The organism is Stagnihabitans tardus, assembly GCF_009925085.1.
In the GTDB taxonomy this organism is placed as follows: domain Bacteria; phylum Pseudomonadota; class Alphaproteobacteria; order Rhodobacterales; family Rhodobacteraceae; genus Stagnihabitans; species Stagnihabitans tardus.
Window position 1 is genome coordinate 1 of sequence record NZ_JAABNR010000105.1, and the last position, 257, is coordinate 257.

Consider the following 257-nt stretch of genomic DNA (forward strand, 5'->3'; position numbering starts at 1 on the left):
TCCGAGCATGCCCGCGCAAGTATCTGAAAGCCCACCGCACGGCCTCGAGCCTGGCGGTGAAAAAGGGGGGCGCGGCCGGGCGATCGGGCGCACGAAAGGCGGGCTGAACACCAAGCTTCATGCTGTGGCGGACGCCAAAGGAAGGCCGCTGAAGTTCTTCATGACGGCTGGCCAGGTCAGCGACTACATGGGCGCTGCCGCCCTTCTGCAGGATCTGCCACAGGCGGAGTGGCTCTTGGCTGACAGGGGTTACGATG

1 pseudogene is annotated in these 257 nt (G+C 65.0%); it reads left to right on the forward strand.

Annotated features, from left to right (window positions below):
* A pseudogene (locus tag GV832_RS22775) lies at positions 1-257 on the forward strand (transposase); the annotation flags it as partial.